Origin of the sequence: Caulobacter ginsengisoli, assembly GCF_030814835.1 — a bacterium.
GTDB lineage: Bacteria > Pseudomonadota > Alphaproteobacteria > Caulobacterales > Caulobacteraceae > Caulobacter > Caulobacter ginsengisoli.
Genome location: NZ_JAUSVS010000012.1, coordinates 83,474 through 109,067 on the forward strand (window position 1 = coordinate 83,474; position 25,594 = coordinate 109,067).

Here is a 25,594-nt window from a genome sequence, read left to right on the forward strand (position 1 = left end):
CGCACCTCGCCGATTCCGAACGCCAAGGGAAGTGAAGACGCCGTGACCGCCTCCAGCCTTATCCTGCCGGGCCTGCTGACCCCCTCCCACGCCTACAAGCCGTTCCGCTATCCCTGGGCCTATGACTTCTGGAAGAAGCAGCAGCAGGTCCACTGGATGCCCGAGGAAATCCCGCTGGGCGAGGACTGCAAGGACTGGGCGGCGCGCCTGAACGACAAGGAGCGCAACCTGCTGACGCAGATCTTCCGCTTCTTCACCCAGTCGGACATCGAGGTCGCCGACAACTACATGGAGCGCTACGGCCGGGTGTTCAAACCGACCGAGGTGAAGATGATGCTCTCCAGTTTCGCCAACATGGAGACCATCCACATCGCCGCCTACGCCCTGCTGCTCGAGACGATCGGCATGCCGGAGAGCGAGTTCTCGGCCTTCATGGAATACGAGGCCCTGAAGGCCAAGCACGACTACATGCAGCAGTTCGGGGTCGAGACCAACGCCGACATCGCCCGCACGGTCGCCATGTTCGGCGGCTTCACCGAGGGGCTGCAGCTGTTCGCCAGCTTCGCCATGCTGATGAACTTCCCCCGCTTCAACAAGATGAAGGGGATGGGCCAGATCGTCTCCTGGTCGGTGCGCGACGAGAGCCTGCACTGCGAGGGCATGATCAAGCTGTTCCACGCCTTCAACGCCGAGACCGGCTGCGTCACCAAGAGCGTGGCCGACGACATCGTCGACTGCTGCAAGACGGTGGTGGGGCTGGAAGACCGCTTCATCGACCTGGCCTTCGAGGCCGGCGAGGTGCAGGGCATGACGCCCGAGGATATCAAGCAATACATCCGCTTCGTCGCCGACTGGCGGCTGCGCCAGCTGAAGCTGCCGGAAGTCTATGGCGTGAAGGAAAACCCGCTGCCCTGGCTGCAGAGCATGCTGAGCGGCGTCGAGCACGCCAACTTCTTCGAGGCCCGCTCCACGGAATATTCCAAGGCGGCGACCAAGGGGCAGTGGCAGGGCGAGAACGGCGTCTGGGGCGAGTTCGACCGGTTGATGGCCAAGCGCTCGGAAAACCTGCTGTCGGTGGAGTAGGGTGGCGGGCATGAGCGCCCGCCCCGGCCCCCGCAACCTGATCACCGACGTCCCTGGCCTGGCCGTTGGGCAGGCGCAGGACGAGCGCGTCCGCACCGGCGTCACCGTCATCCTGCCCGACCAGGCGGCCGTCTGCGCCTGCGACGTGCGCGGCGGCGGGCCGGGTACGAGAGAGACCGACGCCCTGACCGCCGACACCCTGGTCGACGCGGTGGACGCGGTGGTGCTGTCCGGCGGCTCCTCCTGGGGCCTGGCGGCCGGCGACGGGGCCGCCGCCTGGCTGGGAGCGCGGGGCAGGGGCTTTGCCTTCGCCAACCGCCCGGGCGTGCCGCCCTCGCCGATGGTCCCGGCGGCCATCCTCTATGACCTCAGCAACGGCGGCGACAAGGCCTGGGGCGAGGATCCGCCCTACCGCGCCCTGGCGATGCAGGCCATCAACGCCGCCGGCCCCGACTTCGCCCTGGGCACGGCCGGCGCCGGCTATGGGGCCATGGCCGGGATGCTGAAAGGCGGCACGGGCTCGGCCTCCATCGTCACCGACGACGGCATCACGGTCGGGGCCATTGTCGCCGTCAACAGCTTCGGCTCGGTCGTCGCGGGCGATGGCCGCACCTTCTGGGCGACCCCCTACGAGATCGACGGCGAGTTCGGCGGCCTGGGCCCGGCAGGCCTCACCGCCGCCCCCGACGACTGGGGCCAGTCCCGCCTCACCATGGCCCTGGCCAGAGCCAACACCACCATCGCCTGCGTCGCCACAGACGCGGCCCTGACCCCCGCCCAGGCCCGCCGCATCGCCATCATGGCCCAGGACGGCCTGGCGAGGTCCATCCGCCCCGTCCACGCCCCGACCGACGGCGACGTGGTGTTCGTGCTCTCGACGGCCCGGCGCCCGCTCCTCGATCCCAGCCCGCTGACCCTGGCGAGGATCGGTGGATTGGCGGCAGACACCCTGGCCCGAGCGGTCGCCAGAGGGGTCTATGAAGCCACCCCTTGGCCGGGCTCGGACGCTGTTTGCTGGCGGCGATAAAAAAGTGATTGGCCGGGTTGCGCTTGCGGGAATGTGCGACTAGGTTCCGCGCCCTCGCCGAGCCCCTAGCCGGGCCTCCGTGAAGTGCGCGCTCGTAGCTCAGCTGGATAGAGCATCAGACTACGAATCTGAGGGTCGGGCGTTCGAATCGCTCCGAGCGCGCCATTTCTCCTCCCGGTTTTTGAATAACGATTTCGCCAAAGGCGCTGCCGATGGGACAGGTGCTCCTGTCATCGCAATTTCCGTCCTGCTGGGCATCCAGGCGGTCGTGGGGGATGGCGCCTGGGCCCTCGTGCGCTCGCCCTCGCCGCGCGGGCTGCTCGCGCGGATGGCGGCTTGAACGATAGCGCCCTCACTGTAGCCTCGCCTTGCGAAAAAGAGGTCGAGCTGATGCACAGAGCCACCCAGAACCCGTCGGTCGAGGGCGTCGACCGGCGCACGTTGCTGGCGCTGGCGGCCGCCGCCGCGCTGAGCACGGGCGGCGCCAGGGCGGCGACGCAGATCCCCGAAATGACGGCGGTCGCCTTGGGTCGGGCGATCCGCGGCAAGCAGGTCAGCTGCGTCGAGGTGATGGCCGCCTACCTCGACCGCATCGAGCGGTTGAATCCCAAGGCAAACGCCATTGTCGCGCTGGAGAACCGCGCCGATCTTCTGAGGCAGGCCGCGGAGAAGGACACCCAATTGGTCCGCGGCGGTCCGCTGGGTGTGCTGCACGGCTTCCCGCACGCGGTGAAGGACCTGCAGCCGGCCAGGGGCCTCCGTTTTACCCAGGGCTCGCCGATCTTCCGCGACACCGTGGCCACGTTCGACTCCATCCCGGTGGAGCGCGTTCGGGCGGCGGGCGCCGTCTTCATCGGCAAGACCAACACGCCGGAGTTCGGCCTCGGCTCAAACACCTTCAATCCCGTCTACGGCGCCACGCTCAACGCCTACGACACCGCACGCACGTCAGGCGGCAGCAGCGGGGGCGCGGCCGTCGCGCTGGCGCTCCATATGGTCCCGGTCGCCGACGGTAGCGACTTCGGCGGCAGCCTGCGCAATCCCGCAGGCTGGAACAATGTGTACGGATTTCGGACCACCATCGGCCGCGTACCGGCGGTGGGGCGGGAGGTCTGGCTGCCGTCGATGGGCGTCAACGGGCCGATGGCGCGCAACGTCGCCGACCTGGCGCTGCTGCTCTCGGTGCAGGCGGGGTTCGATCCCCGCGCGCCGCTGTCCATGGACGGCGACGGCGACGGCGACCGCTTCCGCGCCCCGCTGGCGGGCGACCTGAAGGGCAAGCGGATTGCCTGGGTCGGCGATTTCGGCGGGGCGGTTCCCTACGACCCTGAGGTGCTGGACCTCTGCCGCCGCGCGATGATGACCTTCGAGGCCATCGGTTGCGTCGTCGAGGAGGCCATCCCCGACTATCCGCTCGAGAACGTCTGGCAGGCTTTCATCCGCCTGCGGCAATGGCAGCAGGGCGGCGGCCTGCTGACGTTCTACAACGATCCCAAGACCCGCGCGCTGCTAAAGCCCGAGGCGGTGTACGAGGTCGAGGGCGGCCTGAAGCTCTCGGCGTACGAGGTCACGGCAAGCTCTGTCGTGCGCAGCGAATGGACCCGTGCGGTGGCCAAGCTGTTCGAGCGCTACGACTACCTGGTCCTGCCGACGGCCCAGGTCTTTCCATTCGCCTCCGACCTGGACTGGCCGAAAACCGTCGCGGGCCGCACGATGCGGACCTATCACGAATGGATGCAGGCGGCCTGCCTGATCACCATGGCCGGCTGTCCGGCGCTTGCAGTCCCGGCCGGGTTCAGTGCGGCCGGCCTGCCGATGGGGCTCCAGATCGTCGCGCCGCAGCACCAGGACCTGGCCTGCCTGAAGCTCGCGGCAGGCTATGAAGCCGCGGCCCCTGCCGACCTCAAGCGGCGCGCTCCGGCGCTCATAGGACTTGGATAGGCGGGGGCGAAATAGGGAGACAGGAGCAACTGTCCCCCGACCCCCACGCCTCCCGCCTTCCTCCCCCTGCGTCCGACAAGCTACCCTACGGCCGAACAAGGACCCGCCCATGCCCGCCACGATCAACCGCACCAGCGTCGAGGACCTGAACCGGGCCAATGTCGGCAAGCTGGCCGAGCATCTGGGGCTGACCATCACCGAGGTCGCCGACGGCCGCGTGGTCGGCCGGTTGCCGGTGCGGCCGGATCTGGTGGCCCATACCGGGTTCCTGCTGGCGGGGGCGGTGCTGTCGGTGGCCGACCTGCTCTGCGCCTATGGGGTGTCAACGTCCTGGCCGGAGGGGGCCAGCGGCTTCACCACCGCGGAGGTGAAGTGCAACTTCACCGGCACGCTGCGCGAGGGCGAGGCGGTCTGCACCGCGACCCTGCTGCATGGCGGGCGCACCACCCAGGTGTGGGACGCCCGGATGGAGGACGCCGCCACCGGCAAGCTGATGGCCGCTTTCCGCTGCACCCAGATCATCCTCTATCCGCGTTGATGGCGCGGGCAACCGGCCGGGAAACTAGCATTGCTATCCTGCGTTGACGCCCGTCCCGGCCGGCGCCAACCTCTGAGGCGCTTCATTGCGAACGCCCGATCCATGGGCGCGCCAGGGCCCGGGGGGCCATGGCTTGACCAGCGTTTTGCAGTTTCCGCTCGCGTAGGCAGGCCCGACGGTCGGCGTACTTCCAGACCCGGCGGTCTTCCTCGACGGGCGGCGTCTCACGCCATCCGGAGGCCGGCCCATGTCATCTCCCCGCACCGCCCAGGTCTATGTCACCAACCAGACGGACGGGACGGCGACCATCTCGCTGCACCACAACAACGCCGACTATGGGACCGAAAGCGGCAAATGGACCGTGGGGCCGGGCTACTCGGCCGGCCCCATGACCGTGCATTTCAATGTCGGCCTTGGATCCCTGACGGTGCGGGATTTCTGGGCCTGCGAGATGACGGTGACCGGCGGCACGACGCCGGGGGTGTACGAGAGCAGCGGAACGTTCGAATACAGCGACTGGAAGGAGTGCCAGCTCCAGCGCAAGGACGCCGGCAAGACCCACAACTTCCTGGTGGACAGCAAGAGCCTCTATATCAGCCTGGATTCCGGCGACACCTCGACCCCCATGAACCCGGTCGAGGTGGTGACCTCGTCGGTGATGGTCCGCAACACCACCGACGGCAACGCCATCGTCACCCTCTATCACAGCAACAGCACCGACGGGGTGCAGAGCGCCACCTGGGTCGCCGGGCCGGGCGTGGAGGTCGGGCCGATGCTCGCCAACTTCCGGGTCGGGCCGGCCCTGGTCGCGGACTACTGGGCCATCAAGCTGGTCGTCCAGGACGGCGGCAGTCCGGGCGTCTACGCCAATGCGGGCTTCAAGGGCGGCGTCTACTGGCAGGAGTGCCAGCTGCAGGCCGCCGACGTGAACCAGTTCCTGCACTTCGAGGTCAGCCAGAGCCAATTCGAGATCGACATCCCGTCCGGCGGCAGGACCATCGCCATGGAGAAGGTCGGTCCCTACACGGCGGTCGACAACGTCTTCGTGCTGATGCTGGAGAACCACTCCTTCGACAATCTCTTCGCCTTCTGCAACATGCCGGGCTTGGACGTCGCCGAGCGCGACGTGGGCAATTCCTACGACGACCTGACCTTCTACCCGCAGATGCCGGCCGTCGATCCGATGCCCACCGATCCGGGCCACGAGTTCGCCGACGTCGTCGAGCAGCTCTGCGGCGAGGGGGTGGCCCACACGCCCTGGCAGCCCTACCCGCCGGTCCACAACACCGGCTTCGTCGCCAACTACGCCACCAGCCGGACCGAGATCGAGAAGGGCAACCCGAACTTGCCGACGGAGGAGCAGTGGGGCCAGATCATGGGCTGCTTCGAGCCCTACAACCAGATTCCGGTGACCATGAACCTGGCCGCCGCCTTCGTCCTCTGCGACCACTGGTTCTCGTCGCTCCCCGGCCCGACCTGGCCCAACCGGTTCTTCGTCCACGGCGCTTCGTCCGGCGGCTGGGCGGATTCGCCGGGGCCCACGAACCTCTCCACCTGGGAATCGCCGGGGTTCGGCTTCACCTATCCCTCGGGCGCCTCGATCTTCGACCGGCTCAATTCGGCGGGCCTGCTCTGGCGGATCTTCGTCGACACCAACGGCCCCAATCTCGGCGGCGTCGCCCAGGCCTCGGCGCTGAAGGGCGTCACCTACGGGGATACGCGCAGCTTCGGCATGTTCGCCACCGACCTCCAGGGCCCCTATCCCTTCACCTACACCTTCATCGAACCCAACTACGGCGACGTCACCAGTGGCTCCTACAAGGGCGGCTCCTCGCAGCATCCGATGGATTCGATGTCGCCCGGCGAGTCGCTCATCAAGGCGACCTACGAGGCGATCCGCAATTCGCCCCTGTGGCCGCGCAGCCTGCTGATCGTCACCTATGACGAACATGGCGGCTTCTACGACAGCGTAAAGCCGGGGCCCGCGCCGCCGCCGGACGACGGCAGCCCCCGGGACTCGTCGATCAATTCCGGCGGCTTCCTGTTCGACAACTACGGCGTCCGGGTGCCGGCGATCGTCGTCTCGCCCTGGGTTCAATACGGAATCGACAAGGCCGTGTACGACCACGCCTCGATCCCGGCGACCCTCGAGGCGCTCTACGGCCTCAAGCCGATGACCAAGCGGGACGCCGCCGCCAACACCGTGCTTCGCATGCTGTCCCTGCCCACGATGCGCACCGACTGCCCGACCGTGCTGCCGGCGCCGACGGGGGCCACCTGGTCCGCGCCCGACCCGCCCAGTCCGGAAGAGGAGGCCGCGCGCGCCGCCCTTCCCCTGCCCCAGACCGGCAACACTCCGGGCTTCATGGCCATCGTGGCCAAGACCGACATCGAGCTGGCCGGCGGCGATCCCGCCAAGGCCGCCGAGATCAAGGCGCGCCTGGCCGCGATCAAGACGGTGGGTGAGGCGGACGCCTATGTCGATGAGGTGCTGGACCGGGCGCGACAGGCGCGCGGGCCCATCCCGCCGCCGCCGCGGAAGAAGGTGTTCAGCTGAGCCGCACCGGCCGTCACGGCATCTCGAGCCAATCGGCGCTCATCACCTTCGTGTCCAGCGTCCGCAGCGCCTCCAGCAAGGCCTTGGCCGCCGTGATCTCGGCCGCCCCGCCCGCCGCCACGCCCGGGAAGGCCGCGATCGCCTTCAGCGCGTCGGCGCGCGACATCGTCCCGTAGTCCGGCGCCGCGGCGCTGCCATAGCCGCTGCGGACCGCCGCGCCGTTGTCCACCCAGAAATGCGCGACCTGGGCTTTCCAGAAGCGCAGCCGGAACGATTGATCGGCATGGAGCTGCGCATAGTCGTGATCGGCCCCGGTGATCGCCGCGTTCTGGGAGGCGAGGCGCGCCTGGATATAGTAGCTTGTGAGCGGGCCGGCATGGGTGTTGGCGTCCGCCTTGGTCCCGGCAAAATATTCGTTGAACTTGGCCTCGTCATTGCGCAGGGCCGTCATGGTCTCGGCGCCGGAAAGCTGGCTGTCGCCCTTATAGCCCTCCGCCGCCGTCCAGTTGGATCCACTGCCCCTCGGCTTGTCCAGTTTCGTCGGGTTGCTGTCGGTCTTGCGCGCCCAGTTGGCCACTTCGTCGGCCGCTCCCTGACCACTCGGGCCGAGCATGGTCTCACCGGTGAAGGTCTGCAGATTGGGATAGGCCTTGAGGTAGATGTTGCGCAGATTGCCTTCCGAGCCGGACAGGCAGGCGGCCACCATCAGGTGCTTGGTCTGGCCCGCCGCCTTGGGGAACAGGCCGGCCAGCTTGATCAGCGCGTCGAACTGGACGTGCGAGGTCTCGGCGTTCTTGGTCTCGGCATGGCCATAGATCAGCGAGCCATAGCTGTGCCCCGACAGGATCACCCGGCTCATCCGGTCGATACCGTCGGCGTTGGTCTGGGCATAGATGTCGGTCACATGCGCCAGGTCGTCGCGATCGGCGCTGGGCTGGCTCTTTATCAAGGCCGCCACCGCCGTCGTATCGGCCGGGTTCAGCCCCAATCCGGCGGCAAAGCTGTCGATCCCGGCATCCGTCGTCATGTCGAACGTGCCGCCCCGGACGGCGGTGTGGGCGGTGTCGGTGGTTCGCGTCACCGTCGTCACGGCGTCCTTCCTGTTGAAGTAGCGGTTCTTGAGCGCCTGCACCTCGAGCTGATAGGCGTTCATGCCGATATAGAGGATGTTGCCGCCGGCCAACGGCTTGGGGGGGGCCTTGTCGCGCTGCAGCAGCGGCGGGCCGGCGCCCTGCTGCACCACATGGGCCAGTTCGTGGGCGAGCAGCCGCCGGCCGGCGCCCCCGGCCGGGTCATACTGTCCGGCGCCGAACACGATGTCGCGCCCGACCGTATAGGCGCGCGCCTCGACCGCCTCGGCCGAGCGCGCCGCCTGGGCATCGGTGTGAATGCGGACGTCGCTGAAATCCTCGCCGAAGCGGTCCGCCATGAAATCATGGGTCGCGGGATCGAGCGCGGCGCCGGGCGATTGCAACACGGTGTCGACGGCCGCCGGCGCCACGCCGCCGCCGGTCGTCGCATTGGCGGCCTGGCGCTGCAGGGAAGGCGGCGCGGCGGAACGCGAAGCCGGCGCGTCGGCCATCCCCATCACCCGATCGGCCGCGGCGTCGGCCTCATGTTCGAGCGGGTCGTTGACCTCGCCGACCTTCAGCTTGGCCTGCAATTGACGCAACTGCGCCTGATTGCTCGCCGGCCGGGCGACGGGCGGCCTGGCATGAGCCCGAAGGCCTGGGGCGGCCAAATCATGGGTCTGTTCGGAGGACGTCTGTGCCCGCGCGCTGCTCGCCATCGTCGATCCTTCGCAATCGAGAGCGATCCGTGCAGCGCATTAACCGACGCGCGGCCGGAATTCACCCCTGAAGTGTAACACTATCGAAGCAGCCGGGTGAATAGAGTGAAACACGCCCTGTCACTCAGAAGCGACCAGCCGGCCCCTCACCGCTCCTTCCACCCCGCGGGGCGCCCCTCGGCAATGCAAAGCCCCAGATAGACCATCGCGGTGACCAGCACCGAAGGCAGGGTCGCGCCGAGGTCCGGGACCAGGCGGCTGAGCGCTTGGTAGGTTGCGATGCCGATGATCCAGGCCGCGAAGCCGGACAGGTTCAGTGGGCTGCGCTCGCCGTCCCGGGCCCGTTCGCGCACGATGAAATGGTCGGTCAGCAGGACGCCGAACAGCGGGGCGAACACCGAGCCGATCAGCAGCAGGAAGGCCTCGTACTCGGCGAGCGGCGCCAACAGTGCGATGGCCGTGCAGAGGAGGCCGTAGCCCAGCGCCAGTCCCGCCGGCTTCAGCGGCAGCAGGATGGCCGTCGAAACCGCCGCGGAGTGGATGTCGGCGAAGGTGTTGTCGGTCTCGTCGATGACGATGAGCAGCAGGGCGACGCCGCCGCCGGTGGCGGCCAGGGCGGTCAGCAGCAGGTCGCCGCCACCGGTGGTCAGGGCATAGGCGGCGCCCAGCGCCATGAACCAGATGTTGGCCAGCAGATAGCCGGCGAAGCTGCCGCGGAACATGCCGCGGCTGGTGCGGCCGAAACGGGTGTAGTCGGCGATCAGGGGCAGCCAGGAGAGGGGCATGGCGACCACCAGGTCGACGCCGGCGCCAAAGCTCATCTCACCGGTTCCGGGCTGGCCCATCAGGGCGGCCAGGTCATGGTCGGCCAGCAGGCGCCAGGTCAGCCAGCCGGCGCCGGCCAGGAGCAACCACAGGCCCCAGGCGCGCAGGAAGCGCCGGACGAAGGAGACCGGGCCCATGATGGCCAGGCCCGTCGCCAGGGCGCCGAACAGCAGGGTCCAGGCCAGGGGGCTGGAAAAGCCGAAGGTCTGCTTGGCCAGGGCGTCGGCGGAATCGCGCATGGCGATGATCTCGAAGGCGCCCCAGCCGGTCAGCTGGATGGCGTTGAGCACCGCCGGGATCGCCGCGCCCCGTTTGCCCAGGGCCACCCGCAGCGATCCCATGGCTGACAAGCCCGTGTCGGCCCCCACCACCCCGGCGGCGGCCAGCAGCAGGGCGCCCAGCACCGAGCCGGTGACGATGGCCGCCAGGGCGGCGGGCAGGCTGAGGCCCGGCACCAGCAGGGCGCCGGCCTGGAGGACCAGCAGGCCGATCCCCAGGCTGAACCACAGCGAAAAGGCCTCGAAGGCGCCGAACACCCGGCGCTCGGCCGGCACCGGGGTCAGGGGGTCATAGGTTTCGTCGGGCTGAGCCATGCCCGAGTCTAGCAGGTCGCGCCTCCCGGCGCGCTCTAAGCGCTTTTGGGCTTCTTTTTGCCGGCCTTCGAGGCGGTGTTCAGCGCCACGGCGGCGCGGATCAGGGCCTTCAGCGCCGCCTCGTCGATCGTCTCGCCCTGGCGGATATCGATGGCGCGGCGGGTGGCGCCCTCGAGGCTGGAGTTGAACAGCCGCGCCGGATCCTCCAGCGCCGCGCCCTTGGCGAAGGTCAGCTTGACGACCTCCTTATAGGTCTCGCCGGTGGTGATGATGCCGTCATGCGACCAGACGGGAACGCCGCGCCACTTCCACTCCTCGACCACCTCGGGGTCGGCGGCCTTGATCAGGGCCCGCAGCCTGGCGAGGGTCTCGCCGCGCCAGTCGGGCAGCGACTTGATCCGCATATCGATCAGCTCGGCGGCCGAGTGGGTCTGGGTGTCGGTCGGCAGGTCGCTCTTGATCATGATGGTGTCGCCTCTGTCTTGATGCTGTCGCCTACAGGCGCTCGCCGGGCAGCCGGCTGGCCTGTTTCACCCAGTCGGTCAGCTGGGCTTCGTCGAGCTGGCCCTCACGGATGTCGAGATAGCGGGTGTCCCCGCTCTTGGATGCGCCGGGCGGCGCGGGATCGAGCGCCGCGCCGCGGAAGAAGGCCACCTTCACATAGCCGGTGAAGCAACGGAGGCTGAGAAACCAGCCCTGGCCCTCCAGCCCATACAGCGGCGAGTTCCATTTCATCGCCTTGCGCACGCCGGGGACGGCGGCCTCGATCAGGGCGTCCAGCCGGGCGCCGACCGCGCGCTTCCAGCCCGGCATGGCGGCGATATAGGCCTGCACGGGGGCGTCGCCCTCGCCCTTGGCGATTTGCGGGTTGCCGCCCGCCAGGAGGATTGGCGCTGTCTTGCCGGTCATCGGGGGTTCCTATCCAGCGCCTGGCCCGCCACGCCTTTTGGCGACGTAGGGCAGCACGAACATGTAGAGACCGCTGATCATCAGCAGGATCAACGGGAACAGCGCCAGCAGGCCGATCCAGACGGCCTGATGCTTCAGCACCAGGGCGACGATGTTGAGAATGACGGCCAGTGTGAAGAGGATCGAAAGCCAGCGGTGAATCTGGCGGATCAGAGCGTTGAAGTTCATTTGGGGCCTCCCTCAATCCATCCGCGCCAGGGTTTCTTCCAGGCTGGCGAAGAACTTGTTCCAGCCGAACTTGGCGCCCTGGTAGGCCCGTTCCTGATCCGGGCGGAAGCCGGACTGCTCCATGCGCAGCTGGGTCCCCGTGGCCGTGGGGGTGAGGGTCCAGGTGACGACGCTTTCCAGGCCCATGGCCTCCCAGGTGTAGGACAGGGTTTTGTGCGGCTCGACCTCGGTGATCTGGCACTCCACAGAGCCCCAGTCGCCGCGAAGGGTGAAGCGGTGGTCCGGGACGGGCTTGAAGTCGTTCTTCATCAGCCACTCCTCGATCAGATGCGGTTGGGTGAGGGCGCGCCAGAGCTTCTCCGGCGGGTGGGAAATCTCGCGTTCGACAACGACGGAACGGGTCTCAGTGGACAGGTCGGTCATGGGGTTCTTCCGGAGATCGATAACTTTGGGGCTATGATTGACGTATAACTCTGGAGATATGTATCCGTCAAGCGGCTCCCCACAATGAACCTCCTCGCCCCTGTCGCAAAAGCCCATCCTCCCGGGCGCCGAAACCGCTTCGGCGCGTTGAACCACGATGAGCCCGATGAAACCCCTCGTTCCGACCCTTGCCGTTCTGCTGCTGCTGGCGGCCTGCGACCGTCCCGCGCAGAAGCCGGCCCCGCCCGCCGCGCCAGCCCCGCCCGCGACCCCGGTCGAGCCCATTCCGCCGGGCCAGCCGGGGGGCCTGCCCGATGACCGCACCCCGATCCCGGAGGGGCCCATCACCGCGACCAGCGCCCAGGGCGCCGCCAATGTCGTGCAGACCTATTACGCCCAGCTGGAAGGCGGCCATTATGCCGAGGCCTGGCGGCTGTGGTCGGGCGGCGGCGAGGCGTCGGGCATGAGCGAGCCGGCCTTCGCGGCCAGCTTCGGCGGCTTTTCGGAATACCACGCCCAGATCGGCGCCCCCGGCGAGATCGAGGGGGCGGCCGGCTCGCTCTTCGTCGATGTGCCGGTGCAGGTCTATGGCCGGCTGAAGACCGGGGCGCCGTTCCACCAGCTGGGCTCGGTCACCCTGCGGCGGGTCAACGATGTGCCCGGCTCCACCGCCGAGCAGAGGCTCTGGCATATCTACCGGATCAATCTGAAGCCCTGATCTTGAGAAGTCTCCCTGGCGCGCGGATAGTTTGCCGTCAGCCCCGGGGATGTTCATGACCACGCCGCCGCCTGCCGTTGCCGCGGTGTTCGCCGCCTATCCGCCGGCCGTGCGCGAGACGCTGGAGCGGGTGCGCGCCCTGATCCTTCAGACCGCCGCCGCCACGCCGGGCGTGGGGCCGCTGGAGGAGACGCTGAAATGGGGCGAACCGGCCTATCTGACCCCGGTCAGCCGGAGCGGCAGCACCATCCGCCTGGGCTGGCGGGACGGCGCGCCGGCCCGATGCGTGCTCTATTTCAACTGCAAGACCGACCTGCTCGATCGTTTCCGCACCCTGCTGACCGGCGAGCTGGAGTTCGAGGGCGATCGGGCGGTGCTGTTCCCCGTCGGGCCTCCGCCATCGGATGCGTTGGCGGCCTGCGTGGCGATGGCGCTGCGCTACCATTTGGACCGGCGTCGCAGGGCTTAGGGCTTGCTCCAGTCCTTCGGCCCGCTGACGAAGCGTTGGCGCAGGCCCGTCAGGCTGTAGGCGTCGCCCCATTCGAACATCTTGTAGAGCCGGTCGAACCCCTCGCCGGGGCCATAGCCGGCATGAGTGATCGTCACCCGCGTGGCGCCATCGTCCAGCGGGGCCAGGGCGATGATGGTTACGGTCTTGGCGAATAGCTCGGGGTCGGGAAAGTCCGTCGGGGCCTGGACGTTGCGGATGACCAGCAGCCGGCCCGGCAGGTAGGCGAGGATCTGGTTTTTGATGTTGTCGCGGTCGCCGGGTTTGGCGGCGGGATTGTAGCTGCTCTCGATCATGCCGCCGACCCGCAGGTCGATCTGGGCGAAAGGCACGGCCCAGCTCTTGAAGCCCTCGGCGGTGGCAAAGGCGTCGAACACCGCCTGGGGCGGGGCCGGCACGTCGATGCTGAGCTGGATCGCCCGGTCGCCATTGGGCTCCACATAGGCGGTGTTGCTGACGCCGGCGAAGTCGCGCCAGCTGCCCTCGGCCGCTGCCGGGCCGGCGCCCAGGAGCGCCAGGGCCGCGCCGAGGAACGCCAGTCCCGCCTGCCTGATCATGGCCAGTTCTCCCCTTCGACGACCGGCTGATAGAGCCATTGATTGATTGTTCAAGCAAGGGGTTGGCGTGGGCTTCGCTCTGACGGGAAACACCCGCCCCTCGGCGCGTTACCTCTGCATGAGGTGTTCAGGCTGGACAGCATTGCCGGTGATGATGGCCCTGGCCGGCCCGGTCGCCGCCCAGACTGCGGCGCCAGAGGCCATGGCGCCCCTGGCGCGGCCGGCGGTTCCGCTCTCGCTGGCCGATGGACCGGGCGAGACCGGCCCCGACCTGGTCATCCGCTGGCGGGACCCCGAACGCCGCTGGACGGTGTCGGCGGCGACGCGGCTCCTGGAGGAAACCCGGCTGAACGCCGCCCCCTTCCAGACCGGCGGCCTGTTCGAGGCCGAGGGCGCCGTCGTGCGGCGGTTCGGCGAGGTGCAGGTCGGGATGGTCGGCTATTCGGCGCGCCAGGCGGGCGAGGGGGTCGGGCCTTCCCGGCGGCTGGGCGCGCTGCGCTGGACGGGGTCGGCGGTCGGGCCGGTGGTCGGCCGCGATGTCCGCCTGCTGGGCCAGCCGGCCACGCTGTCGTTGCGCTATTACAAGGAAATTGACGCCCCCGGCGCCGATGGCGACACGGTGGCGGCGGGATTCGCCTTCAGGTTCTGAGCCTCTAGCCGCGCGCCTCCGAGCCGCCGCCAAAAGGGGCGCCGGTCAGCCATTCGGGCCAGTTTCCCGACAGGCTCAACCGCTCGCGCAATCGCTGCAGGGCCGGCGCTTCATAGCTGCGTCCCCGCTCGCCATGCCGGCGGCGGATGGCGGCGTGCAGGCCGTCCGCCAGCTCCAGCAGCTGGTCTTCCGAGCACAGGGCCGAGGCGGTGGCGATCTGTTCGCGCAGTCGCTCGAAGGTCTCGTGTTTGAGGCGGGGGCCGGCCGACGCCATGGGCAGTCTCCTGTCTGCTATTCGACAGAACGACCTACTCAACCCGGGGTTCCAAAAAAATGTTGGTTTACAATGCCTTAACCAAGGACTTCAGCGGAAGACGCAGGCGGTTCCCGCCCATAGCGTCTCGACCTTGGCGTCGGCGGCCTTGCCGCTGAGGATGCCGTCATAGCCGCCGATGGTGAACTCCTCGCCCAGGGTCGAGGTCTCGACCTTGGCCTCGGGATAGGCGGCCAACAGTTCGGCGCGGGTCGAGCCCACGCCGATCCGCTTGTCGGTGACATAGACGCCCTTGGGCGAGTCGCGATCCAGGCTCCAGCCGGTGAACTTGCCGTCCTGGAAGAGACCGGTCAGGCCGTCCGGCCAGTCGATGAAGGTGACGGGCCCCTCTCCGCACTCGCTGTTCACCGTGGGCTTGCCGCCCGGGCCCAGCTGGCCGTCGAGGGCCGTGACGGTCGCCTTCATCGATTGGCCGAACTTGATCTCGGAATCGCCCGCATAGACGATCAGCTTCAAACCGCCATCCTGAAGCTGCACCCCCTGCACAACCGGGGCGGCCCGGCGTGGCGCGGGCGCCGGGGCTGCGGCCGGCTCGGCGGCGGGCTCGGCTGAAGCGGGAGGCGCGGCCTTGCCGCAGGCGGCGAGCGACAGGCTGATCAGGGCGAGGGCGATGGCGGGCAGTCTGGTCATGCGGGGACGGTATAACCGACCTGCCCTCCACGCTAGCTGTCGCGCTGTTCCATCGTGCGCAGCTCGGCCCGGGCCTTGGCCAGCACGACCCCGGCCTCGTCCATCAGCTGCGCCTCGACCTCGGCGGCGCGGCCCTCGCGGCGGATGACCCTGGCTTCGACGATCAGCCGGCCGATGCGGGCGGGGCGGATGAAGCTGGTGTCCAGGCGGCGGGTGACGGCGGTCATCCCCTCGGGCAGGTCGGCCGTCACCGCGATCCCGCAGGCCGAATCCAGCATGGCGGCCAGGAAGCCGCCCTGGACGGTCCCGTGGCGGTTGGCGAACTCATCGCGCGCCAGGTAGGCCACCCGGGCGAGACGTTCCTTCAGATCGATCTCCAGGACCTCGCGGCCCAGCAGAGATGCGGCGGGGGTTAGGGGCGGCGGCGCGTCGGACATCGGGCACGGGTAGCCCGGACCGGCGCGCCAGGCCACCTAGTTGTTGGCGGGCGCTTCGGAGATTTCGTCCAGCACCGCGCCGGCCTTGCGGGCCGAGGCCTCGTTGGCGACGTCGCCCAGCGAGACGATGCCGCCCAGCTTGCCGCTGGCGTCGACGACCAGGATGCGGCGCACCTGCTTGTCGGACATCTGGAAGATGACGTCGGCGACGCTGGCGTCGTCGCGGCAGGTTTCCACGGGGCTGGTCATCACCTCGCTGACCGGGGTGTCGAAGCTGCGTTTCTCGCCGACCACCCGCAGGACGATGTCGCGGTCGGTGATCAGGCCGACGATCTGGTCGCCGTCGAGGACCGGAATGGCGCCGACCTCGATCCTGCTCATGCGCCGGGCGACATCGGCCACGGTGTCGGTGGGCTTGGCGACCTGGGGGTTGGCAGTCATGACGTCGGAGGCTTGCATGGGGAATCTCACTGGTTAGCGACGGCCATCTAACGGACCCCGGCGAGGCTTGTTCCGACAGGATGTCGGATCGGCGACGGTTGTCGCGTCCTGGGGGCCGGAGCAGGATCAACGCCCAGGGAGGCAACCATGACCGAAACGACCAAACCCATGCTGTGGACCGGGCGCGTGCTGAGCGCGCTGTTCGTCCTCTTCATGCTCTTCGACATCGGCATCAAGCTGAGCGGGTTGCCGATCGTCGACGAGACCATGGCGGCGCTTGGCTGGCCGTCTGGCTGGGGCATGCCCCTGGCGATCCTGGAGCTGGCCCTGTTGGTCCTCTACCTGATCCCGCGCACGGCTCTCCTGGGGGCGGTGCTGCTCACCGGCCTGTTCGGCGCCACGGTCGCCACCCACCTGCGAGTGGGCAATCCGCTGTTCAGCCATGTGCTGTTCGGGGTCTATCTGGCCCTGTTCGCCTGGGGCGGCCTGTGGCTGCGCGACGCCTCGCTAAGGCCGGTGTTTCCGCTGAAGCGGTAGACACTCGCCGCTCCGTCCCCATCTGAGGGGTGAGGACGGAGATCCCCCATGACCGACAAGCCCATCAAACAGCCCGGCCCCGACCACCCCATCACCATCACCCCGACCGAAGGCCGGGTGGTGGTGACCCTGGGCGGCCAGGTCATCGCCGACAGCCGGCGCGCCCTGACCCTGCAGGAGGCCAACTACCCGCCCGTGCAGTATGTTCCGCGCGCCGATGTCGAGATGAGCCTGCTGACCCCCACCGACAACGCCACCTACTGTCCCTACAAGGGCGACTGCGGCTATTTCAGCATTCCGTCGGGCGGCGAGCGGTCGGTCAACGCGGTCTGGACCTATGAGGCGCCCTATCCCGCGGTGGCGGCGATCAAGGACCATCTGGCCTTCTATCCCAGCCGGGTCGACGCCATCGAGGTGCGATAGGCTACTAGGTCAGATCGGCGAACAGGCCGGCATAGACCTCGATCCCGTCCCACAGGTTCTGCGGCCGCAGGGGGTGCGTACCGTGGCCCAGCAAGTCCCAAGCGCACTAAACGAATGGGCTTGAGAATCATATTTTTGTAGTTAAGTACTAGATCGCTAACTAAGGCGCGCGCCGGACCTTCAAGGAGCTACTACGGGCAAGCAATCGATATTTACCGGCTAGTCCAAAGCTCCAAGATCGCCCTGCGATAGATTCTCAACAATGCGGCGGTAGGATCGGAGGGTTTCCAGCATCAAATGAGTTTCGACCTGCTCGACGGTATCGTTTACACGCCGCTCAAGAATCTCTCGTTTGTCCTGCATGAGTAACTGTTTCGCGTGCTCCACAAGCGCTTCTTTTGGCAACCTATAGAATTTGACGGACTGGCCATTCTCCGGGTCAGCATAGGCTTGTCGTTCGGTCACCAAGCTTGATGGTGGATCGTCCCACGGAAGGAAGTGCGCTTTGGCGATGTTGGCTTCGGAGGGGTCATTCGGGCAGATGATGGCCCCGAAATAAACTTCGAAGCCACCCCTATCGAGAATGAACTTGTGTAACGATCTTGCCCAGTGGAAGACCTTATGTACGCCAAAACCCCTATAATCTTTTTTAACGTTTGAGCCGCCGGCTTCTTTCAAGACAATAGTGCCGCCACTATCTCTCTGGGCGTTTACAGTATAAACGGCGCTTGCTCCGAATATGCGGTCGCCATCTTCCAATGAGGTGTCAATAGCAATGAGAAAAATACCATCCGAGATAGCTTTTTTTACGGCGTCGTCATGTCTGAACATCACGTGCTCGTCAGGATTTCTTTCATAAAATTCTCGCAAATCATCAAATTCTGCAATAGTTGCTTCCCGGATCAAAAATCGCCTCACGAACGTTATCCCCATGCAAATACCCCCACAAGATGCAAAATATTTGCATGGAGTTAAGGAGTATGCGATAGACCCAACATGCCCCGTCGCCGGAAGGTTGCAGGGTTAACTATCTATTGAAGGAGTTGCAACCATGGAAGATGCCCGTGAAACGACTGACGGGCGGTCCGTATTCCACGCCAAGCTTGCCAATGTTGAACGTCAAAGGCTCAAGCTTTTGGTTGACGTCTTAGAGGCTTACGATCCGAAAAGCGAAGAAGACTTCGCTGACGTTATCGATTTGGTGTTGAATAACCGCTTCACACCTACAGAACTCGCTCTTGAATTCAAGGTTTCAGTGGGAACTGTTAGTCGCTGGAGATCTGGGAAAAGCTGTCCCCCTACCTACGCCCGTGGGGTTATTGTAAATCGATTGAGAGAAATGCAACTTCAGTATTTCGCTCAACGAAAAACCGCGCCAATGAGCACGCTAAAAACGGAGGTGGCCTAAAGCCGCTTCAATGGTGTGTTTGCTTGGGGGCGGCCACTGTGCCGCCCCCAAGCGTATTTGACCTGGTTGGCGTTCCCGCCAACTCACCAAATCTTCAAATCATTCTCCCCCTCTTCCCAGGCGACTTGGCCCGGTTGGCAACGGTTGGGGTACGCCCGCTTCTGTGCGATGCATTGAGACGACCCACTGGCTAAGGCCAGCGGGATCGACAGCCTTCTTGCGTCGGTGAGGGGGGCGGTCGGTTCGCCGACGATTGCGCCTCGTGGCTCTGACACAAGGCGGCGGACTTAGTTCGTCCAGCCAGCGACCCATGGGCGGGCAAGTCGCAGCGGGCCTTCATGGCAGGATTTCCTCGAGAGCATGGCGAAGGATCGGGACCAGCCGGTCGGCGATCGCCTCCTGTCGGGCGAAGTCGGCGATCTCGTCCTGCCGCACCTCCAGTTCCAGATAGTCCAGGCCGCGCGGGTCGGCGTGGTGCGGGATGGTGAAGTCGATGCCGTCCATGGCGTAGGGCTGGTTGTCGCCGACATCGTCGCCAAAGCTCAGGCGCAGATGGGCCAGCACGGACTTCGACAGCGGCGAATCGTTCCGGTGCAGCACCCCGAACCGCCAGGGCCGGGGGACGCCGGCCATTTCCGGGGTGAAGCTGTGCAGCGAGACCAACAGGGTCGGTTGGCCTTCCCGCCTGTCCAGTTCGGCGGCGATGGCGGCGTGGTACGGGCGGAAGATCGCCTCGACCCGGGCCGCGCGGGCCGCCTCGGTCAGGTCCTGGTTGCCGGGGATGGGGGAGTTGTCGCTTTCCGGGGCGATGGAGTCCCAGACGCCCGGATCGCGGTTGCAGTCGATGACCAGCCGCGAATAGCTCTGGCGGACGAAGACCGCGTCCAGCCTGCGGGCCAGGGCCACGCCCAGCCCGGCGACGCCGATATCCCAGGCGATGTGGCGCTCCAGGTCGTTTTCCGCCAGGCCAAGATTGCCCAGCGCCGCCGGAATCGCCCGTCCGGCATGGTCTCCAAGCAACAGCAGGGGCGAAATCCCGCCCGGATTCTCCACAACGACCGCCTGCGGGTCGCCTGCGGCGAGCAGGCCCCTGGACGCGGCACGCGAATTGCTCACTCGTGAGGGCAATGCCGATCCTTTCGATCCGCCACCTGACCCGCTACCGTTATCGCAAGCCGGTCATGCTTGGCGAACACCGCATGATGTTCCGGCCGCTGGAAAGCTATGACCAGCGGGTTCTGAGCGCGTCGGTGACGATTTCGCCCGAGCCGCACCTGCTGCGCCACGTCCATGACGTGTTCGGCAACGCGGTGGGCGTCGCCAGCTTCCTGGAACGGACGACCGAGCTCTGCTTCGAGAGCCGGGTGACCCTGGATCACCGCCCGGTCCCGGCCTTCGACGGGGTGGACTCCTATGAGGAGCGCCTGCCCTTCGCCTACAGCGCCCAGGACATGCCCGACCTGCTGCGCTCGATGGAGCGGGCCTTCCCCGATCCCGAGGGCACGGTCGAGCGCTGGGCGCGCAGCTTCCTGCGCCGCGACGGCGGGGCCAACCTGCAGCGGCTGCTGGCCGACATGACCCAGGCCATCCATAGCGACTTCCGCTATGGGACCCGCCTGCAGGGCGGGGCGCAGTCGCCGGCCGAGACCCTGGCCAGCCGCACCGGCGCCTGCCGCGACTTCGCCGTGCTGATGATGGAGGCGGTCCGCAGCCTGGGTTTGGCCGCCCAGTTCGTCTCCGGCTACATCTATGTGCCGCCGCGTCCCGTCACGGGCCTGATCGGGACCAGCCGGCTGGGCGGCGGCCACACCCATGCCTGGCTGCGGGTCTTCCTGCCGGCCTGCGGCTGGGTCGAGTTCGATCCCACCAACGGCATTGTCGGCAATGCGGACCTGATCCGCGTCGCCATCGCCCGCGATCCCCGCCAGGCCCTGCCGCTGTGGGGCAGCTGGTCGGGCGAATCCGACGACTATCTGGGCATGGATGTCGAGGTGGACGTGGTAAGCGAGGAAGAACCGGCGCTTTCCGCCACCTTCCTTCCCGATCGGCAACCGGACCTGCGAACGGGCGTTGGGTGACGGGCTAACCTAACGGGAACTGTCATGCGTATTCGGTGCGGGTTTGAAATCACCTTCGACTGCCCCGCCGAGGCGCCCATGCTGCTGATGCTGAACGTGCATCCCGAGCGGCGGGGCGACCTGGAAACCCCCGACGTGCTGCTGGTCGACCGCGACCTCTACATCCACCAGTATCTCGACGGCTGGGGCAATATCTGCAGCCGCGTGCTGCTGCCGCCCGGCCGCACCACCTTCTCCGCCGACTTCGTCATCCGCGACAGCGGCGTTCCCGAGCCGCAATTCCCCGGCGCGAAGATGTCGCCGGTCCAGGACCTGCCCGACGAGGTCATCGTCTACCTGCTGGGCAGCCGTTATTGCGAGACCGACCGGATGAGCGACCTGGCCTGGTCGCTGTTCGGCAATACCGAGCCGGGCTGGCCCCGTATCCAGGCCATCCTGGCCTACAGCCACAAGCGCATCGGCTTCGACTATCAGCGCACCTCGCCGACCAAGACCGCCTGGGACGCGCATGAGGAAGGCTACGGCGTCTGCCGTGACTATGCGCACCTGGCCATTACCCTGTGCCGCTGCATGAACATCCCGGCCCGCTACTGCACCGGCTATCTGGGCGACATCCCCGTGCCACTGGCCGACGGCCCGATGGACTTCAGCGCCTGGTTCGAGGTCTGGCTGGACGGCGGCTGGCGGGCCATGGACGCCCGCCACAATGTGCCCCGCGTCGGCCGCATCGTCATGGCCCACGGCCGCGACGCCACCGACGCGGCGATTTCGACCAGCTTCGGGCCGGCGGCGCTGGTGGGGTTCAAGGTGGTGAGCGAGGATATTGGCGAGGGGTAATTGCCCACCTGCCTCACCACCCCAAACCACCGTCATCCTAGGCCTTGTGCCTAGGATCCCGCCATCGGCCGCACGGGAGCGGGGTCGTGGGGCGGCGGCGGTTCGGCTTTATTTTCAAGGGTTTGCAGCGGGCTGAACGCGGGATCCTAGGCACAAGGCCTAGGATGACGGTGTGGATTGGGCCGTCGCCGTGCGAGCCCCTAGCCGTACGGCGGCATCCGGTTAGCATGGCCTATGTCCGGGGAAGCCGAGAGTTGACGCCATGCTGACCATCCACAACTTCCCGCGCGGCGGCCGGGGCCAGCGGGTCGCCTGGCTGTGCGAGGAGATGGGCCTGGAATACCGGATGGCGGCGGTGACCTATCCGCCCAGCCCGCAATACCTGGCCCTCAATCCGATGGGCACGGTGCCCTTCCTCGAGGACGACGCCACCGGCGCGGCGATCGGCGAGTCGGCGGCCATCTGCCTCTATATCGCCCAGGCCCACGGCCCCACCCCGCTGCTGCCGGCGCCCGGCCATCCGGATCTGGCCAAGGTGCTGGAGTGGACGGTGTTCAGCGAGGCGACCCTGGGCTCGGGGGTCAACACCCTGCTGGCCGAGCGTTTCGGGGCCCCGGAGGCGGACAAGGGAAACTGGTCAGCCCGCATGGCGGGCGGCCGCGTCGATCAGGCGGTCGAGTTGATCGCCTCGCGCCTGGGCGAGCGCGACTACCTGGTCGGCGACAGCCTGACCCTGGCCGATATCTGCATCGCCTCGATCCTGGGCGTCTGGCGCGGCGCTTTGGACAGGACCGCGCCGCCCAACCTCGCCGCCTGGCTGGACCGCCTGGCCCAGCGGCCGGCCTACCAGAGGGCCAGGGCGGCGGTCACAGGTTAATGACCGACGGTCTTGGCCAGGCCGTCCAGCACCCCCTGCCAGTTCTTCTCGTACTCGGCCCGGTGTTCGCGATCCGAGGCGGTGACGCCGCCGGTCAGGTTGGCCTGGCTGAGGGTGACCTTGGTCGCCTCGCCGGCCGGTTCCAGCTTGAAGGTGACCAGGTGATAGTTCTCCGGCGTATCGGGCTGGCCTGACGCGCCGCTCCAGTGCGAGAAGCTGAGGCGCTCGCCGGGCACGGCTTCCTTAACCTCGCCCTTGTCCTCGTAGGGCTTGCCGTTGAACTCGCCGGTCATCCGCACCGGGCTGCCGACCTTGAAGTCGCTGTCGACATCGGCGCCGAAGAAGAACTGCTTGAGCTTGGCCTTGTCGGTCAGGGCCTCATAGACCTCGTCGGGCGAGGCGGTGACGGTCCTGGAGACCTGGGCGGTCGGCTCAGGGCTGGCGGATTGTGGCATGGCTTACTCCCGTGGCTGGCCCCTCCGCGGTGGGAGCGCGCGGTTGCCGAACAGGTTCCTCAGGCCTTGGGATCCAGGCTCTTCAGATAGCCGACCAGGTCGCGGACATCGGTGGCCGAGAGCGCCCAGGCCGGCATCGGGCCGTGGCCGACGATGATGCCCTCGGCCAGGGCCTCCTGGAGATCGGCCACGTCGAAATGCTTGTGCAGGTCGCGGAACTTCGGCGCGTCGGCCAGCGGGCTGTCGCCGCTGGGGCCGATGGCATGGCAGGCCGCGCACCTGGCCTGGGCGATCGCCTGGCCGTTGGCAAGGTTCGGGGGCGGGACCTGGCTGGCGGCGGCGCCCACGAAGAGCAGGCAGGCCGCCAGACCGGCGGCTATCCAGGACAGGAGTTCGCGGGACATGACGGTTTTCCTCACCCGGCCCACAGGATAGGCCGTCAGCCCCGGCGGGCCTTGATCGAGGTCAACGCAGCCGCGAGCGGGCGGTCGGGGCCAGGCGCAGGACCTCCGGCTTGCGCATCAGGGCCGGCAGCACCGCCTCGGGGGCCGCGTCCTGCCAGCCGGCCTGGTCGGCCAGCCGCTGGGCGAAGGCGCGATGGGCGGCCTCGTCCTCGAAGCGGCCGAACCAGATGTGGACGCTCTCGCCCTCACGGACCGGCAGGCGCGGGTAGCTGTTGGGGCCTGGGTCGGTCTCCAGCGTCCCGAACACCTGGCCGCCGGCTCTGGCGATGCGGGGACGGAGGGTGGTTTCGAACAGGTCGCGATAGAGCCCGGCCAGAGCGGCCGGCAGATACTGGATGCTGGCGACGATCAGTCCCGCCTTGGCCGCCCCCGGCAGCTCGCCCGGCCCGGCGGGGTGGAGCAGCAGAACGTTGTCGGAATCGACGATGTCGGCATTGGCCGCCGCGCGGTTCGCCTGCCAGACGGGGCCTGTGTAGAAGCCGCCCAGGGCCTTGTAGCGGGCTTCCAGGCCCTCGAAGCCGCGCATCCAGACGAAGCGGTCGGGATCGTCCAGGTCGCGGAAGATGCCGATGATGCGGGCGCCCAGGGTCTCCTGCGACTCGATGAACCTGGCCTCGAACCGGTCGGTGAAACCGTCCCGATGACCGCCGCGCAGGGTGTATTGGCGGAGCTCGACGATGGGATTGAAGCTGGTCATGGCTTTGGCTTTCACGGAGAGGGGCAGGGCGGCGCCGAGAGCGGCGGCGAGAACGGCGCGGCGGTTCATGCGGTCCGCTCGAAATCCATGATCCAGTTGGTTTCCCAGCTTTCGCCGCCGTCCTCGGAGAAGGCCTGCTCCCAGCGGGCCGTTTTCGCCGTGATCCCCGACCAGATGAAGCGCACCTTGATCGGCCGGCCCTCGAAGACATCGTCGCCCAGGAAGGTCCCGACCCCGTTCTCGAACCGGCCATGCACCGGCGGCTCCAGCCCGGGATAGCGGGCGTCGTACCACCAGATCGACCACAGGCCGCTGGCGGTATCGAACTTGCGCACCGTGGCGGCGCGGTAGGGGCGCCCGGGAATGTCCAGGGTGTTGTCGTCGATATTGCCCAGACCGCCGAGGATGCGCTCGACGACGGTTCGCCCGGGAAACTCGGTCCAGTCCTGGCAGCCGGCCAGGCGGCGGTCCAGCCGACGGTGGCGCACGGTCCAATGGCCGGGGAAGAAGTCGAAGGCGTCCGCGCCGGGCGGCAGGGTTTCAAGCAGGGGCAGCATCGGGAACTCCGTCAAGTCGATCCCCGTCCTACGACCCCATAGCTGACACCCACTGTCAGGATATTTCGGCTAGAGTGGATTCATGCGCGCCAGCCGACTGCTCTCCATCCTGATCACCCTGCAGGTCCGTGGCCGGGTCACCGCCCATGCGCTGGCCGAAGAGTTCGAGGTCTCGATCCGCACCATCTACCGCGACATCGACGAGCTCAGCGCCGCCGGGGTGCCGGTCTATGCCGACCGCGGACCGGGCGGCGGCTTCCAGCTGCTGGAGGGCTACCGCACCCGGCTGACCGGCCTGTCGGCCCCCGAGGCCGAAGCCCTGCTGCTGATGGGCCTGCCGGGCCCGGCCGACGACCTGGGCCTGGCCGAGCCGGCGGCGGCGGCGCGGATGAAGCTGCTGGCGGCCCTGCCGGCCGGAGCGGGGGCCGGGGCGCTGAAGGTCGCCGACCGCTTTCACCTCGACCCGCTGGAATGGTTCCGCCGCACCACCCCGCCGCCCAACCTGACCGCCGCCGCCCAGGCGGTCTGGCAGGGCCGCCGCATCGAGATCGGCTATGAGAGCTGGAAGGCCACCGTCCGCCGCCGGCTCGACCCGCTCGGCCTGGTGGTCAAGGCCGGCGCCTGGTACCTGGTCGCCCGCTACGGCCAGCAGCCGCGCACCTACCGGCTTTCGAACGTGCTCGATATCGCCGTGCTGGACGAAACCTTCGAGCGGCCGGCCGGCTTCGACCTGGCCAGACACTGGCGGGCCGAGGTGCAGCGGTTCGAGGCCGACCTGCGCCGCGACACCGCCGTGCTGCGGGTCCACAGCCGGGCCCTGTCGCGGCTGGACCGGCTGGGCGCCGACTTCTCCGAGCCGATCCGCGCCGCCGTCCCGGACGGCCAGGGTTGGCGCGAGGCCCAGGTCCCCATCGAGAGCGCCGGCCACGCCGCCGGCCTGCTGCTGGGCTTTGGCGACGCCGTCGAGGTGGTCTCGCCGCCGGCCCTGCGCCGCGAGCTGGCCCGGATGGCCGCCGACGTCCTGCGTCTCTATGGCGCCGCCCCCCAAAGCGACGTTGGGGAAAGCGACTGAGA

General features: G+C 67.7%; 32 protein-coding genes and 1 tRNA gene. 16 read left to right on the forward strand and 17 right to left on the reverse strand.

Annotated features, from left to right (window positions below; genetic code table 11):
* The first annotated feature begins 42 nt into the window (after positions 1–42).
* The 6 genes from QO010_RS21655 (at position 43) to QO010_RS21680 (ending at position 7,146) form a co-directional block, all read left to right on the forward strand.
* On the forward strand, positions 43–1,083 hold the full coding sequence (locus tag QO010_RS21655) for a ribonucleotide-diphosphate reductase subunit beta (RefSeq protein WP_307352656.1): 1,041 nt from the start codon (positions 43–45) through the stop codon (positions 1,081–1,083).
* A gap of 10 nt (positions 1,084–1,093) precedes the next feature.
* Positions 1,094–2,110, forward strand: coding sequence for a P1 family peptidase (locus QO010_RS21660; RefSeq protein WP_307352657.1), 1,017 nt, complete (start codon positions 1,094–1,096; stop codon positions 2,108–2,110).
* Between the two features lie 88 nt (positions 2,111–2,198).
* A tRNA-Arg gene (locus QO010_RS21665) sits at positions 2,199–2,275 on the forward strand.
* 171 nt (positions 2,276–2,446) lie between these two features.
* A complete protein-coding gene (locus tag QO010_RS21670; protein ID WP_307352659.1) occupies positions 2,447–4,051 on the forward strand; it encodes an amidase in 1,605 nt (534 codons plus the stop codon).
* A 109-nt stretch (positions 4,052–4,160) separates the two neighbouring features.
* Complete coding sequence (locus tag QO010_RS21675) at positions 4,161–4,589, forward strand: PaaI family thioesterase (protein ID WP_307352660.1); 429 nt, start codon at positions 4,161–4,163, stop codon at positions 4,587–4,589.
* A 247-nt stretch (positions 4,590–4,836) separates the two neighbouring features.
* A complete protein-coding gene (locus QO010_RS21680) occupies positions 4,837–7,146 on the forward strand; it encodes an alkaline phosphatase family protein (RefSeq protein WP_307352661.1) in 2,310 nt (769 codons plus the stop codon).
* Between the two features lie 13 nt (positions 7,147–7,159).
* Here QO010_RS21680 and QO010_RS21685 read toward each other — a convergent pair whose 3' ends face one another.
* The 6 genes from QO010_RS21685 to QO010_RS21710 form a co-directional block, all read right to left on the reverse strand.
* A complete protein-coding gene (locus QO010_RS21685; protein ID WP_307352662.1) occupies positions 7,160–8,818 on the reverse strand; it encodes an eCIS core domain-containing protein in 1,659 nt (552 codons plus the stop codon).
* Between the two features lie 263 nt (positions 8,819–9,081).
* Positions 9,082–10,353, reverse strand: coding sequence for a putative hydroxymethylpyrimidine transporter CytX (cytX, locus tag QO010_RS21690; RefSeq protein WP_307352663.1), 1,272 nt, complete (start codon positions 10,351–10,353; stop codon positions 9,082–9,084).
* 35 nt (positions 10,354–10,388) lie between these two features.
* Complete coding sequence (locus QO010_RS21695) at positions 10,389–10,817, reverse strand: DUF1801 domain-containing protein (RefSeq protein ID WP_307352665.1); 429 nt, start codon at positions 10,815–10,817, stop codon at positions 10,389–10,391.
* A gap of 31 nt (positions 10,818–10,848) precedes the next feature.
* Positions 10,849–11,262, reverse strand: coding sequence for a DUF1801 domain-containing protein (locus QO010_RS21700; RefSeq protein WP_307352666.1), 414 nt, complete (start codon positions 11,260–11,262; stop codon positions 10,849–10,851).
* Between the two features lie 9 nt (positions 11,263–11,271).
* Entirely contained in the window at positions 11,272–11,490 is a 219-nt protein-coding gene (locus QO010_RS21705; RefSeq protein ID WP_307352667.1) for a hypothetical protein, read from the reverse strand.
* Positions 11,491–11,502: 12 nt separating this feature from the next.
* Positions 11,503–11,913 (reverse strand): SRPBCC family protein, encoded by a 411-nt coding sequence (locus tag QO010_RS21710; RefSeq protein ID WP_307352668.1) that lies wholly within the window; start codon positions 11,911–11,913, stop codon positions 11,503–11,505.
* Between the two features lie 166 nt (positions 11,914–12,079).
* Between QO010_RS21710 and QO010_RS21715 the strand changes: the two genes are divergently transcribed.
* Together QO010_RS21715 and QO010_RS21720 are read left to right on the forward strand one after the other, a co-directional pair.
* Positions 12,080–12,631: a hypothetical protein gene (locus QO010_RS21715; RefSeq protein ID WP_307352669.1), complete on the forward strand. Its 552-nt coding sequence runs from the start codon at positions 12,080–12,082 to the stop codon at positions 12,629–12,631.
* A 55-nt stretch (positions 12,632–12,686) separates the two neighbouring features.
* Positions 12,687–13,100 (forward strand): DUF1801 domain-containing protein, encoded by a 414-nt coding sequence (locus tag QO010_RS21720; RefSeq protein WP_307352670.1) that lies wholly within the window; start codon positions 12,687–12,689, stop codon positions 13,098–13,100.
* Here QO010_RS21720 and QO010_RS21725 read toward each other — a convergent pair.
* Positions 13,097–13,696 (reverse strand): SRPBCC family protein, encoded by a 600-nt coding sequence (locus QO010_RS21725; protein ID WP_307352672.1) that lies wholly within the window; start codon positions 13,694–13,696, stop codon positions 13,097–13,099. The genes QO010_RS21720 and QO010_RS21725 overlap by 4 nt on opposite strands.
* Before the next feature lie 118 nt (positions 13,697–13,814).
* Between QO010_RS21725 and QO010_RS21730 the strand changes: the two genes are divergently transcribed.
* Entirely contained in the window at positions 13,815–14,345 is a 531-nt protein-coding gene (locus QO010_RS21730) for a transporter family protein (RefSeq protein WP_307352673.1), read from the forward strand.
* A 4-nt stretch (positions 14,346–14,349) separates the two neighbouring features.
* Here QO010_RS21730 and QO010_RS21735 read toward each other — a convergent pair whose 3' ends face one another.
* From QO010_RS21735 to QO010_RS21750, 4 genes are all read right to left on the reverse strand, one after another.
* Entirely contained in the window at positions 14,350–14,619 is a 270-nt protein-coding gene (locus QO010_RS21735) for a hypothetical protein (RefSeq protein WP_307352674.1), read from the reverse strand.
* Between the two features lie 90 nt (positions 14,620–14,709).
* On the reverse strand, positions 14,710–15,309 hold the full coding sequence (locus tag QO010_RS21740; protein WP_307352675.1) for a hypothetical protein: 600 nt from the start codon (positions 15,307–15,309) through the stop codon (positions 14,710–14,712).
* 32 nt (positions 15,310–15,341) lie between these two features.
* The gene (locus QO010_RS21745) at positions 15,342–15,746 is read right to left on the reverse strand and encodes a PaaI family thioesterase (RefSeq protein ID WP_307352676.1); all 405 of its coding nucleotides are present in this window, start codon (positions 15,744–15,746) and stop codon (positions 15,342–15,344) included.
* Positions 15,747–15,782: 36 nt separating this feature from the next.
* Positions 15,783–16,205: a CBS domain-containing protein gene (locus QO010_RS21750; RefSeq protein WP_307352678.1), complete on the reverse strand. Its 423-nt coding sequence runs from the start codon at positions 16,203–16,205 to the stop codon at positions 15,783–15,785.
* A 129-nt stretch (positions 16,206–16,334) separates the two neighbouring features.
* On the opposite strand from QO010_RS21750, the gene QO010_RS21755 reads away from it, so the two are divergent.
* Positions 16,335–16,724 (forward strand): DoxX family protein, encoded by a 390-nt coding sequence (locus QO010_RS21755; RefSeq protein WP_307352679.1) that lies wholly within the window; start codon positions 16,335–16,337, stop codon positions 16,722–16,724.
* A 48-nt stretch (positions 16,725–16,772) separates the two neighbouring features.
* Positions 16,773–17,147, forward strand: coding sequence for a DUF427 domain-containing protein (locus QO010_RS21760; RefSeq protein WP_307352680.1), 375 nt, complete (start codon positions 16,773–16,775; stop codon positions 17,145–17,147).
* A 219-nt stretch (positions 17,148–17,366) separates the two neighbouring features.
* Here QO010_RS21760 and QO010_RS21765 read toward each other — a convergent pair whose 3' ends face one another.
* A complete protein-coding gene (locus QO010_RS21765) occupies positions 17,367–18,080 on the reverse strand; it encodes a hypothetical protein (protein ID WP_307352682.1) in 714 nt (237 codons plus the stop codon).
* Between the two features lie 118 nt (positions 18,081–18,198).
* Here QO010_RS21765 and QO010_RS21770 point away from each other — a divergent pair, with 118 nt between their 5' ends.
* Entirely contained in the window at positions 18,199–18,555 is a 357-nt protein-coding gene (locus tag QO010_RS21770; protein ID WP_307352683.1) for a hypothetical protein, read from the forward strand.
* A 336-nt stretch (positions 18,556–18,891) separates the two neighbouring features.
* Here QO010_RS21770 and QO010_RS21775 read toward each other — a convergent pair whose 3' ends face one another.
* A complete protein-coding gene (locus tag QO010_RS21775) occupies positions 18,892–19,671 on the reverse strand; it encodes an N-formylglutamate amidohydrolase (RefSeq protein WP_307352684.1) in 780 nt (259 codons plus the stop codon).
* An 11-nt stretch (positions 19,672–19,682) separates the two neighbouring features.
* On the opposite strand from QO010_RS21775, the gene QO010_RS21780 reads away from it, so the two are divergent.
* The 3 genes from QO010_RS21780 (at position 19,683) to QO010_RS21790 (ending at position 22,347) form a co-directional block, all read left to right on the forward strand.
* Positions 19,683–20,633 carry a transglutaminase family protein gene (locus tag QO010_RS21780; protein ID WP_307352685.1) on the forward strand — a complete coding sequence of 317 codons (951 nt, stop codon included), beginning with the start codon at positions 19,683–19,685 and terminating at the stop codon, positions 20,631–20,633.
* A gap of 24 nt (positions 20,634–20,657) precedes the next feature.
* Positions 20,658–21,470, forward strand: coding sequence for a transglutaminase-like domain-containing protein (locus tag QO010_RS21785; protein ID WP_307352686.1), 813 nt, complete (start codon positions 20,658–20,660; stop codon positions 21,468–21,470).
* Positions 21,471–21,732: 262 nt separating this feature from the next.
* Positions 21,733–22,347, forward strand: a complete 615-nt coding sequence (locus QO010_RS21790; RefSeq protein ID WP_307352687.1) for a glutathione S-transferase family protein — start codon at positions 21,733–21,735, stop codon at positions 22,345–22,347.
* Here QO010_RS21790 and QO010_RS21795 read toward each other — a convergent pair.
* The 4 genes from QO010_RS21795 to QO010_RS21810 all read right to left on the reverse strand — a co-directional run bounded on the left by QO010_RS21795 (position 22,344) and on the right by QO010_RS21810 (position 24,520).
* On the reverse strand, positions 22,344–22,802 hold the full coding sequence (locus tag QO010_RS21795; RefSeq protein ID WP_307352689.1) for an SRPBCC family protein: 459 nt from the start codon (positions 22,800–22,802) through the stop codon (positions 22,344–22,346). The two genes, QO010_RS21790 and QO010_RS21795, sit on opposite strands and share 4 nt — an antisense overlap.
* 59 nt (positions 22,803–22,861) lie before the next feature.
* Entirely contained in the window at positions 22,862–23,206 is a 345-nt protein-coding gene (locus tag QO010_RS21800) for a c-type cytochrome (protein WP_307352690.1), read from the reverse strand.
* Between the two features lie 61 nt (positions 23,207–23,267).
* Positions 23,268–24,032 carry an NIPSNAP family protein gene (locus QO010_RS21805; RefSeq protein WP_307352691.1) on the reverse strand — a complete coding sequence of 255 codons (765 nt, stop codon included), beginning with the start codon at positions 24,030–24,032 and terminating at the stop codon, positions 23,268–23,270.
* A complete protein-coding gene (locus QO010_RS21810) occupies positions 24,029–24,520 on the reverse strand; it encodes a DUF1579 domain-containing protein (protein ID WP_307352693.1) in 492 nt (163 codons plus the stop codon). The genes QO010_RS21805 and QO010_RS21810 overlap by 4 nt, the downstream gene beginning before the upstream one ends.
* 82 nt (positions 24,521–24,602) lie before the next feature.
* On the opposite strand from QO010_RS21810, the gene QO010_RS21815 reads away from it, so the two are divergent.
* A complete protein-coding gene (locus QO010_RS21815) occupies positions 24,603–25,592 on the forward strand; it encodes a helix-turn-helix transcriptional regulator (RefSeq protein ID WP_307352694.1) in 990 nt (329 codons plus the stop codon).
* Positions 25,593–25,594: the final 2 nt, after the last annotated feature.